The organism is Micromonospora sp. NPDC003241, from assembly GCF_053589795.1.
In genome coordinates this window covers 1-10,927 of sequence record NZ_JBSFSO010000081.1, presented here as the reverse complement: position 1 = coordinate 10,927, position 10,927 = coordinate 1, and the positions used below count along the sequence as shown (strand labels likewise).

Genomic DNA, 10,927 nt, shown 5'->3' with positions numbered 1-10,927 from the left:
ACCCGGCCGGCGGGATCGTCGGGTCAGGCTTGATCCCTGCGCCGGTCGGGCTGCCCGGAACCCCTGACGTGGTTGGCGTTCGCATCGCTTCGCCAGGTGAGGGTTCGGCTGGGGTGGTTGGGGTTCGCGTTGCTCCGCCGGGTGGGGGTGCGGCTGGGGTGGTGGGCGGTCGTGTTGCTTCGTTGGGTGGGGGTGCGGCTGGGGTGGTGGGCGGTCGTGGTGCTTCGTTGGGTGGGGTTCGTCTGTTGGTGGGGGTGTGGTGTGGGGGGTGATGGGGGGCGGGTGGTTGCCGGGAAGGCGGTGCCTCGGGGGGCCTTTCCGCATGTGAAGGTGGCCGGGGGGTTCGTGTTCGTGTCCGGGACGTCGTCGCGGCTGCCGGACAACAGCTTCGCCGGCGTGTCGGTGGACGAGTTCGGGACCACCGACCTGGACATCCGGGTGCAGACGCGCGCGGTCATCGAGAACATCGGTGACCTGCTGCGATCCGTCGGCGCCGAGTTGACCGACCTGGTGCAGGTGACGTCGTACCTGGTCAACATGAATGACTTCGGTGGGTACAACCAGGTGTGGGCGGAGTTCTTCGACGCCACCGGTCCGACCCGGACGACCGTGGCCGTGCACCAGTTGCCGCATCCCCACCTGCTGATCGAGATGCAAGCCGTGGCCCTGCTTCCCGGAGGAGGTAGTCGTGAGTGAGATCGCCGAGCCGTTCAGCTTTCCCGGCTGGATCGCCGACAACCAGCACCTGCTCAAGCCGCCGGTCGGTAACAAGGAGATGTTCCCCGGCTCCGACGACTTCATCGTCATGGTGGTGGGTGGGCCCAACCAGCGCACCGACTTCCACGTCGACCCGTACGAGGAGTTCTTCTATCAGGTCAAGGGCAACATGCACATCAACCTGATGACCCCGGAGGGGCCGCGTACGGTGCACGTGCGCGAGGGTCAGATGTGGATGCTGCCGCGCAACACCCCGCACTCGCCGCAGCGGCCCGAGCCGGGTTCTATCGGGATGGTGGTGGAGCGGGTACGCGCCGAGGGGACGCTGGAGAAGTTCCAGTGGTACTGCCCCGAGTGCGGGCACAAGGTGCACGAGGTCGAGTTGCAGGTCCGCGACATCGCCGCCGACCTGCCGCCCGTCTTCGGCGCGTTCTACGCCGACGAGGCGGCGCGGACCTGCGAGCGGTGCGGCACGCTGCACCCGGGCAAGGGCTGACGATGGCGGCACCCACCGTGGTGGACGTGCACACCCACGTCGTACCCAAGGGATGGCCGGACCTCGCCGCGGCCTGCGGCGGGTCCGGCTGGCCCTGGCTGCGGGTCGACTCGGAACGCGCGGCCATGATCATGGTGGGGGAGACGGAGTTCCGGCCGGTCGGCGCCGAGTGCTGGGACGCGCCGACCCGGCTCGCCGACATGGCCGCCGACGGGGTGGACGTGCAGGTGGTCTCGCCCACGCCGGTGTTCTTCGGCTACGACCGCCCGGCCGAGCAGGCGGTCCGGGTGGCCCGGATCTTCAACGACCTCACCCTGGAGGTCACCTCGGCCGGCGGCGACCGGCTGCTGCCGTTCTGTCAGGTGCCGTTGCAGGACCCGGACGCGGCCTGCGCCGAACTCGACCGCTGCCTGGCGGCCGGGCACGTGGGCGTGGAGATCGGCAACCACGTCGGCGACCGGGACCTGGACGACGCCGGCATCGTGGCGTTCCTGACCCATTGCGCCGAGGTGGGCGCGCCGGTCTTCGTGCACCCGTGGGACATGCCTGGCGGCCCCCGACTCGACCGGTGGATGGCGCGTTGGCTCACCGGCATGCCCGCCGAGACGCACCTGTCGGTGCTGTCGATGATCCTCGGCGGAGTCTTCGACAGGGTGCCGCCGACGTTGCGGATCTGCTTCGCCCACGGCGGCGGCAGCTTCCCGTACTGGGTGGGGCGGGCCGACAACGCCTGGCACCGCCGGGGCGACCTGGTACGCGGTGCCTCCGCCGCCCCACCCAGCAGCTACCTGGACCGGTTCTACGTCGACTCGGTGGTCTTCTCGACCCCGGCGCTGCGCCTGCTGGTCGACACCATGGGCGTGGACCGGGTGCTGCTCGGCAGCGACTACCCGTACCCGCTGGGCGAGCGTCCCGCCGGCCGAGTGATCCACCAGGCCGACTTCCTCACCGACGCCCAACGCGCCCGCCTGCTGGCCGGCAACGCCCTGCACTTCTTGCAAGGAAGGGCACCTTATTAACGCCTCGTGCATAGCAGGGGTCCCTTCCTAACGCCAAGCCCCCGGCGCTCGGCACGCAGCGCTCGGCGTCCGGCACGCAGCCGCCTGGGCGCGTTCCGGCGCGTGACGGGTGCGAGCGGCGTACCGGCGCGGCAGGATGACGACATGGCCGAGCCGCACGACCTGACCGCGCTGGAGCAGGCCGCCGCGATCGGTCGCGGCGAGCTGACCAGCCTGGACATGGTCGAGCACTACCTGCACCGGGTCGACGCCCTCGGCGACACGGTGGGCGCCTTCGTCACGGTCACCGCCGAGTCGGCGCGCGAGGCCGCGCGGGCCGCCGACGCCACCCCGGCCGACCGGCGGGGACCGCTGCACGGCGTGGCCACCGCGATCAAGGACCTGACGTTGACGGCCGGCGTGCGCACCACCTTCGGGTCGGCCGCCTTCGCCGACCTGGTCCCGCCGGTCGACGCCGACGTGGTGCGGTTCGTCCGGTCGGCCGGCCTGGTCAGCCTCGGCAAGACCACCACGTCCGAGCTGGGCTGTTCGCTCTACTCCGAGGGACTGGTGGCGCCGCCGGCCCGTAACCCGTGGGACCTGGCGTACACCGCGGGCGGCTCCAGTGGCGGCGCGGCGGCTGCGGTGGCGGCCGGGCTGGTGCCGGTGGCGCAGGGCTCCGACGGCGGGGGATCGGTACGCATCCCCGCGTCCCTGTGCGGTCTGATCGGCTACAAGCCGAGCCGGGGCGTGGTCTCCGGCGGTCCGCTCGGCTCCGGCGCGTTCGGGCTGCCCACCAGCGGCCCGATCGGCCGTACCGTCGCCGACGTGGCCGCCCTGCTCGACGTGCTCGCCCAGCCGGTGCCCGGCGAGCCGTACCTGCCGCCACCGCCGCCGGCCGGCGGCTACCTGGGCGCCGCCCGCGCCGCCGACCCCGGACGGCTGCGGGTGGGCCGGTTCACCGCGCCGATGCTCGCCGACGAGCCGGTCCACCCGGACTGCGTCGCCGCCGTGGACCGGGCCGTGACGCTGCTCACCGCCGCCGGTCACCAGGTGGTCGAGGTGCCACCGCCACTCGGGCCACAGGTCTGGCCGCTGTTCGAGGTCGTCTGGTACGTCCTCGCGCTCGCGCCGGTGCCGCCCGAGCGGGAGGCCGACCTGCTGCCGTTGACCCGCTTCCTGCGGGCCCGGGGCGGCGAGATCTCCGCCGGTACGCTCAGCGCCACACTCGGGGAACTCCAGGCGCAGGTACGCCTCGGCGCGCGCCGCACCGCCGACTGTGACCTGCTGCTCTGCCCCACGTTGGCGGCCCCGCAGGCACCCGTCGGCTGGTTCACCGAGGGCCGTACGCCGGAGGAGGATTTCGACCTGCAACGGCGGTTCTCCCCGTACTGTGCCGTCTTCAACGTCACCGGCCAGCCGTCGGTCTCGTTGCCGGTGGGGGTGACCGCAGAGGGGTTGCCGGTCGGGGTGTTGCTGACCGGTCGGTACGGCGACGACGCGAGACTCATCGCGACGGCTGCGCAACTGGAGGGTTCGAGTGGCGGGTGGGATCGCCACCCGCCGGTCTGGCGGGGCGTGGGCTCCGCTAACGTGAATGGCAGCGGAGTCGGGAGGTCACCGCGGTGACCCGCCACCCGGCCCGGTCGAAGTTCTCTCTTTCCGCCTGGGGGCGTTGGGATTGTCTGTAACCGACACCTTGCTGGTCTTCGTCGGCATCCCGGTAGCCGTCGTGCTGGTGATCGCCGGCCTCGTCTACGCGGGCAGCCGCAGCGGTAGTGGCGGCGGCGGTGCCAAGCGTTACCGGCCCGGCCGACCCTTCAGCTTCACGCCGGTGTGGTTCCTCGGCAAGCCGGAGGAACTGGCCGACTCGGCCGGCACCGCGCTGGCAGCGGGGGCACAGGCGCCCGCGCTGAGCAGCCGCAAGCAGGAGCAGGCCGGCGTCGAGGCGCCGGCCGGTGGGACCGGAGGCGCAAGTGACCGTTGGTGAGAAGCAGCCCGAGACCGGTACGGGCACCCCGCCCGACGTGCTCGACGGCCCGTTCTCGACCCGCCAGCTGCTGCGTATCGACGAGGCGCTGCGCCTGGCCGACCAGACCACCGGCCTGACCTTCTCGGTCTTCGTGGGTGGCCTCGACGAGCCGGTCCGCGAGCACGCCGAGCGGCTGCACCGGCAGCTCGCCGACCCCGACCGTTCGGTGCTGATCGCGGTCTCGCCGAACCAGCGGCAGCTGGAGATCGTCACCGGCCGGCACGCCCGCAAGCGGGTGCCGGACACGTACGCCAAGATCGCCGCACTGTCGATGGTGGCCTCGTTCGGCGGCGGTGACCTGGCCGGCGGCATCATCCAGGGGCTCGACCAGCTCTCCCGGTACGCCGGCAACGCCTGACCGTTCGGCTACGACGAAGCCCGGCCCCACCTGAGGTGGGACCGGGCTTTCTCGTGTCCGGGCGGGGGTGCGCGCCCGTGCGGCGGGCCGGTCGGCCCGCCGCACCTTACGGGGTCAGGCGCTGCGGGCGTCCCGGGCGCGGGCCGCGAGCGCCCGCACCACACCGTCGCGGCCCTCGGCCACCAGCCGACGCAGCGGCCCCGGGTGGCCCTCCTGCGTCAACCAGGCGTCGGTGGCCTCGACCGTGTCGTCGTCGACCAGGTACGCCGGGTACACCAGCATGGCGAACTCCTGCGCCGGCTCGCTGTCCCGGCGCGCCCAGACCTGCCCGACGGTGTCGAAGTACCGGTCCCGGTAGGGCGTGACCAGCTCGACCTGGGTGGGGTGGGTGAAGCCCTGCAGCAGCGCCCGGTTCCGCCAGTTCGGCAGCGCCTCGGCACCGGTGAGCTGGGCCCAGACCGCGGCCTTGTTCTCCGCGGTGGGCAGCAGAGCCTGCGCGTACGCGGCCTCCCGCTCGCCGCTGGAGGTCTTGTCCCTGGCCAGCTCGGCCTCGATCTCGGGCACACCGGCCACACCGTTGGCGACCAGCGACTGCAACACGCTCCAGCGCAACTCGGTGTCGATGGTCAGCCCGGTGGTCACCTCGGAGCCGTCCAGCCAGCCGCGCAGGACCGCCAGGTCCTCCCCGGAGCGGGCCGCCGAGACGTACGCCCGGGCCCAGGCCAGCTGGAAGCCGCTGCCGGGCTCGGCGGCGGCGAGCGCGGTCCGCGCGGTCCGGGCCAGGTCGGCCCAGCCGGTCGGCGCCCATTCCGGGTCGGCGTAGAAGGTGATGGCCGTGCTGACCTGGCGCAGCGTGGCGGTGACCAGGTTGATGTCCCGCTCGGCCGGCAGCCCGGCCAGCACCAGCGCCACGTAGTCGCGGGTGGCCAACTCGGCGTCGCGGGTCATGTCCCACGCGGCCGTCCAGCACAGCGCGCGCGCCAGCGACGACTCGAAGCCGGCGATGTGCTGCACCACCGTCGACATCGACCGCTCGTCCAGGCGCAGCTTGGTGTACGTGAGGTCGTCGTCGTTGAGCAGCAGCACGTCGGCGGCGCGCACCCCGGCGAGTGCGGTCAGCTCGGTCGACTCGCCGTCGACGTCCACCTCGTACCGTTCGCGGCGCACCAGCCGGCCGTCGGTGAGGTCGTAGAGGCCCACCCCGATCCGGTGGGTCCGCAGCGTCGGGTGTCCCTGCGGCGCCTCCTGGCGGACCAGGACCCGCTGGTACGTGCCGTCCTCGCCGATGGTCAGCTCCGGCCGCAGCGTGTTGACCTGCGCCGTCTCCAGCCACTGGGTGGCGAAGGTGCGCAACTTGCGCCCGGAGGCGGTCTCCAGCTCGGTGAGCAGGTCGTCGAAGGTGGCGTTGCCCCAGGCGTGCTTGGCGAAGTACGCCCGCAGACCCGCCAGGAACGGCTCCTCACCGACGTACGCCACGAGCTGCTTGAGCACGCTGGCGCCCTTGGCGTAGGTGATGCCGTCGAAGTTGACCTCGACCGCCTCCAGGTCCGGCATCTCGCAGTACACCGGGTGGGTGGAGGAGAGCTGGTCCTGCCGGTATCCCCAGTTCTTCCGGATGGACAGGAACGTCGTCCACGCCTCGGTGAAGCGGGTGGCGTGCGTGTTGCACCAGTGGCTGGCCCACTCGGCGAACGACTCGTTCAGCCACAGGTCGTTCCACCAGCGCATGGTGACCAGGTCACCGAACCACATGTGCGCCAGCTCGTGCAGGATCGTGTTGGCCCGCTGCTCGTACTCGTAGTCGGTGACCTGCGAGCGGAACAGGTAGTACGACTCGGCGTGCGTGACGCAGCCGAAGTTCTCCATCGCGCCGGCGTTGAAGTCCGGCACCCAGACCTGGTCGTACTTGGGCAGCGGGTAACGCACCCCGAACTGCTCGTGGAAGAAGTCGAAGCCCTGCGTGGTGATCAGGTTCAGGTCCTCGGCGTCGAGGTACTGCGCCATGCTGGCCCGGCAGAAGTAGCCCAGGTCGATGCCGTCGTGGACGTACCTGACCTCGTGGTAGGGCCCGGCGCAGAGCGCGGTGATGTAGGTGCTCATCCGCGGTGAGGTGGTGAAGTGCAGGGTCTTGAGACCCTCACCCGCCGCCTCCTCGCGCTCCACCGGCATGTTGGAGACGGCCTTCCAGTGCTCCGGGACGGTGGCGTGCCAGGTGTAGACGCTCTTCAGGTCGGGCTGGTCGAAGCAGGCGTACGTGCGCTGCGCGTCGGCGGTCTCGAACTGCGAGTAGAGGTAGGTCTCGCCGTCGACCGGGTCGACGCTGCGGTGCAGGCCCTGCCCCGAGCTGGAGTACGCGAAGTCGGCGTCGACGACCAGCGTGTTCTCCTCGGCCAGGCCGGTCAGGGTCAGCCCCTTCTCGGCCGACCAGTCGGTGAGGTCGACCGGGTCGCCGTTGAGCGTCGCCGAGCGTACCGAATCCGCAGCGACCTCGATGAACGTGCTGGCGCCCGGCTCACTGCACCGGAATCGCACCTCGGTGGTCGATCGGAAGGTGCGGCCACCGGCCGCGTGTACGGCGCTGGACAGGTCCAGGTTGATGTCGTACCCGGTCACGTCGAGCAGTCGGGCCCGCTCGGTCGCCTCGACCTGTGTCAGGTTGCGCACTCCCGGCACGTTCGTCTCCATCCCACTATCGCCGCACGTCACGGTCACCTCAGCCGTCGACCGCTTGTGACGGCCGGTCCGAGCCTGAGTCTTCCATGCGTCAAGACCCGTCGGTGGGCGAGGTCACGCGGTCCAATACCGGCCGATCGCACCCGTGCGGAGTAAAGATGCGTGATAGGCCGGTCGAATCGGCATCTCCGTTGCGAAGGGACCTAAACGTGAACGAGCGTGTCAGTGTCGACATGTGGTTCGACCCGATCTGCCCATGGGCGTGGATCACCTCCCGATGGCTGCTGGAGGTGGAGCGGGTCCGCGACATCGACGTCCGCTACCACGTGATGAGCCTGTCGGTGCTCAACGAGGGGCGGGAACTGCCCGAGGCGTACCAGGAGATCATGAAGACCGGTTGGGCTCCGGTCCGCGTCTGCATCGCCGTCTCGCAGCGGTACGGCCCGGACGCCGTCCGGAACCTCTACACCGCCATGGGCACCCGGATCCACCTCGGCAAGGAGGAGCGCGGCCCGGAACTGTACGCCGCCGCGCTGACCGACGCCGGACTGGACCCGGCGCTGGCCTCGGCGGCCGACGACACCACCCTGGACGCGGCCCTGCGGGAGAGCCACGAGGCGGGGATGCGCCCGGTCGGCACCGAGGTCGGTACCCCGGTGGTGCACGCCCCGGGTCCGGACGGCAAGCAGGTCGCCTTCTTCGGCCCGGTGGTCACCCCGGCCCCCAAGGGCGAGGCCGCCGGCCGACTCTGGGACGGCGTGATGCTGGTCGCCGGCACGCCCGGCTTCTTCGAACTCAAGCGCAGCCGCGACATCGACCCCATCTTCGACTGAGGTGTAAGGAAGGGCCCCCTGTTAACGCCTCCGGTAGAGCAGGGGTCCCTTCTTAACAACAAGCACCGCTGCCGCCGCCGTGCTGTCGGTGCCGCCGCCGTGCTGTCGGTGGCTTGGCGTCACCGTCGGCTCCGTGGGCTCGTTTGACCAGTGTCCGCAGCGGCGATCCGGCGGTCCGTGACGGCTGCCGACCGCTCACCGCAGCACGTGGAGGTAGCCATGGCCAAACACCGTGCGCCCGTCGACGACCTGCAGTGGTGGGAGGAACGCGGGAGCGGCGTGGACCGGAAGGCGATCGACCTGCGCTGGCCGGTCCCCAGGAAGGGCCCTGCCGACGGCCTGGCCCGGGTGTCGACCGGATCGGGTGTGGTGGGCGTGGCCCGGGTACCCGCCACCTCCCGCCTGACCCCACCGGACCGGGACCTGCGCGACCAGGGCCCACGGCCGGAACGGGCTACCCGCCGCGCTGTCGACGCCCGCCAGCCGACACCCGGCGCTCGTCAACCGGCATCAGACGCCCGCCAACCGGCACCAGGTGCTCGCCAGCCGGCGTCCGACGCCCGGGGTCGGCATCTACAGAGCACCGAGCCTGAGTGTTAACAAGGGTCCCCTGCTCTACCTGAGGCGTTAATAAGGTGCCCTTCCTTGCGCCAACTGGTGGACGGAGTGCGGGTCGGCGGGTGGGGCTGTCATCGCCGCCGGTAGCGTCAGCGGACATGACGGTCGTGCACCCGATCAACCGGGCCTGGATCACCACGGGCGGCACCGGCGCCCAGAACTACGACGAGTTCGCCGACGACGCGGAGATCACCGCGATCATCGAGGCGAACCCGCACAGCGCCCTCGGCATCGAGATGCCGCACCGGGCTCCGGAGAGTCTCGGCAAGTCCTTCGCCGACGCCCTGCCGGACGCGGTGACCCGGCTGGCCGAGGCGAAGGCCGACGGCAGCTACACGCCGGCCGAGCAGGTGGTGGTGCTTTACCGCATCAGCGCGCCTGGTGAGGACTCCGCGTACGGGCTGTGGGCGATGGTCGACACCGACCAGATCTCCACCCGCGCCGACGAGCCGGGCCTGGTCATCCGCAACGAGGACGTCTTCATCGCGAAGGTGCGCGAGCGCGTCGCGCTGGCCGAGACGCTGGGTCACCTGCTCTCGCCGGTGCTGCTGTTGCAGACCGGGCAGGGCGACCAACTGCACGCCGCGCTGGCCGCCGCCACCGACGCCGCCGGTGCGCCCGCCGCCACCGACACCGACCAGGCCGGCCGGACGCACGCCATCTGGCTGCTCGGGCCGGGGGCGCGCCAGGACGAGTTGACCGCGCTGGCCGGCGGCGGCGAACTGGTCGTCGCCGACGGCAACCACCGCAGCCTGGCCGCCCAGACCGGCGGCCTGCCGCGCTTCCTGGCGGTCGTCACCACGCCCGCCTCGGTGGCCATCCAGCCGTACAACCGCCTGGTCAGCGAGCTGACCACCACCCCCGACGAGCTGCTCGACCGGCTGCGCGCCGCAGGCGCCGAGGTCACCGAGGTCACCGGCCCGGCCGAGGTCCCGACCACCGGCGGCACCGTCGTGCTCCAGCTTCCCGGCCGGGCGTACGCGGTGACGCTGCCGCACACCGGCGCCAACCGGCTGGAGAACCTGGACCACGCCCTGGTCGAGCGGCTGCTGCTGCGCGACGCCCTGGGGCTGGACCCGGGCGACAAGCGGATCACCTATGTCGGCGGTGACTACCCGGCGAGCTGGCTGACCGGTGAGGTCGAGGCCGGCCGGGCCGAGTTGGCCGTGCTCGTCGCGCCGGTGACCGTGGACGACTTCGTCGCGGTCAACCTGGCCCGGGAGAAGATGCCGCGCAAGAGCACCTGGTTCACCCCGAAGGCACGCGGCGGCCTGGTCGTCGCCGAGCTGGCCGACCGTTCCTGACGCGACACCCCATCCCGCCCGTCACCACGGCACGACCGGCCCCGCACCGCCCGCTGTCACGTGACCTCGGCCCCGCCCGGCCGCCACGGCCGGGCGGGGCGGCGTGCGTTGCGGGGCGGCGTGCGTTGCGGGACTGCGCGCCGTCGTGACCGGCGAAGGACGGCAGGCGCCCCGCAGCGGGCGGGCGAGGAGTCGGTCCCGCACCGGGCCGGGGCACGGGCTCCCGCTCAGCGGGTCGGGGCACCGCCCCCGCTCGGTGCGCCCCGGCGGGCCTGACAGACTGCCCGGTATGCGCGTCTACCTGGGATCCGATCACGCCGGTTTCGAGCTGAAGGTGCACCTGGCCAACCACCTCGCCAAGGAGGGCTACGAGGTGGTGGACGTGGGTCCGCACGCCTACGACCCGGACGACGACTACCCGGCCTTCTGCCTGCACGCCGGCACCCGGGTGGTGGCCGACGAGGGCAGCCTGGGCGTGGTGATCGGCGGCTCTGGCAACGGCGAGCAGATCGCCGCGAACAAGGTGGCCGGGGTACGGGCGGCGCTGGCCTGGAGCGTGGAGACCGCGCAGCTCGGGCGGCAGCACAACGACGCCAACGTGGTCGCCGTCGGCGCGCGCCAGCACACGCTGGACGAGGCCACCGCGATCGTCGAGGCGTTCCTCACCACCGCGTTCTCCGGCAGCGACCGGCACGCCCGCCGGATCGCCCAGGTGGCCGACTACGAGCGCACCCGCGAGCTGCCCGACCTGCCCTGAGCTGGTGCGGTGTCCAGAAACGTTTACCGGGCCGCGCCGGGTCCAGACGACGACCGGCGGCGTTGCACCGTGTTGCGCTGCGTCACCGGCCTGACCGACCCCACCGCGGGCCGGGTCCGGGTCTTCGGGGCCGCGCCGGAC

The 10,927-nt window shown here is 71.9% G+C and carries 10 protein-coding genes; 9 read left to right on the top strand and 1 reads right to left on the bottom strand.

Annotated features, from left to right (window positions below; translation table 11 throughout):
• The first annotated feature begins 231 nt into the window (after positions 1-231).
• The 6 genes from ACWDVW_RS32110 (at position 232) to ACWDVW_RS32085 (ending at position 4,601) form a co-directional block, all read left to right on the top strand.
• Complete coding sequence (locus ACWDVW_RS32110) at positions 232-696, top strand: RidA family protein (protein ID WP_449956601.1); 465 nt, start codon at positions 232-234, stop codon at positions 694-696.
• Complete coding sequence (locus ACWDVW_RS32105) at positions 689-1,213, top strand: 3-hydroxyanthranilate 3,4-dioxygenase (RefSeq protein WP_350700438.1); 525 nt, start codon at positions 689-691, stop codon at positions 1,211-1,213. Before ACWDVW_RS32110 ends, ACWDVW_RS32105 begins: the two co-directional genes overlap by 8 nt.
• Before the next feature lie 2 nt (positions 1,214-1,215).
• Positions 1,216-2,232 (top strand): amidohydrolase family protein, encoded by a 1,017-nt coding sequence (locus ACWDVW_RS32100; protein WP_449956598.1) that lies wholly within the window; start codon positions 1,216-1,218, stop codon positions 2,230-2,232.
• 144 nt (positions 2,233-2,376) lie between these two features.
• Entirely contained in the window at positions 2,377-3,840 is a 1,464-nt protein-coding gene (locus ACWDVW_RS32095; RefSeq protein WP_449956595.1) for an amidase, read from the top strand.
• Positions 3,841-3,886: 46 nt separating this feature from the next.
• Complete coding sequence (gene ctaJ / locus ACWDVW_RS32090; RefSeq protein WP_449956592.1) at positions 3,887-4,201, top strand: aa3-type cytochrome oxidase subunit CtaJ; 315 nt, start codon at positions 3,887-3,889, stop codon at positions 4,199-4,201.
• The gene (locus ACWDVW_RS32085) at positions 4,188-4,601 is read left to right on the top strand and encodes a DUF5130 family protein (RefSeq protein ID WP_350700443.1); all 414 of its coding nucleotides are present in this window, start codon (positions 4,188-4,190) and stop codon (positions 4,599-4,601) included. The genes ctaJ and ACWDVW_RS32085 overlap by 14 nt, the downstream gene beginning before the upstream one ends.
• Positions 4,602-4,715: 114 nt before the next feature.
• Here the strand turns inward: ACWDVW_RS32085 and pepN are convergent, their stop codons facing one another.
• Positions 4,716-7,265: an aminopeptidase N gene (gene pepN / locus ACWDVW_RS32080; RefSeq protein WP_449956589.1), complete on the bottom strand. Its 2,550-nt coding sequence runs from the start codon at positions 7,263-7,265 to the stop codon at positions 4,716-4,718.
• 218 nt (positions 7,266-7,483) lie between these two features.
• On the opposite strand from pepN, the gene ACWDVW_RS32075 reads away from it, so the two are divergent.
• The 3 genes from ACWDVW_RS32075 (at position 7,484) to ACWDVW_RS32065 (ending at position 10,786) form a co-directional block, all read left to right on the top strand.
• Complete coding sequence (locus ACWDVW_RS32075) at positions 7,484-8,107, top strand: mycothiol-dependent nitroreductase Rv2466c family protein (RefSeq protein WP_449956586.1); 624 nt, start codon at positions 7,484-7,486, stop codon at positions 8,105-8,107.
• 716 nt (positions 8,108-8,823) lie between these two features.
• Entirely contained in the window at positions 8,824-10,029 is a 1,206-nt protein-coding gene (locus ACWDVW_RS32070) for a DUF1015 family protein (RefSeq protein ID WP_449956583.1), read from the top strand.
• A gap of 289 nt (positions 10,030-10,318) precedes the next feature.
• Complete coding sequence (locus ACWDVW_RS32065) at positions 10,319-10,786, top strand: ribose-5-phosphate isomerase (RefSeq protein ID WP_396752976.1); 468 nt, start codon at positions 10,319-10,321, stop codon at positions 10,784-10,786.
• Positions 10,787-10,927: the final 141 nt, after the last annotated feature.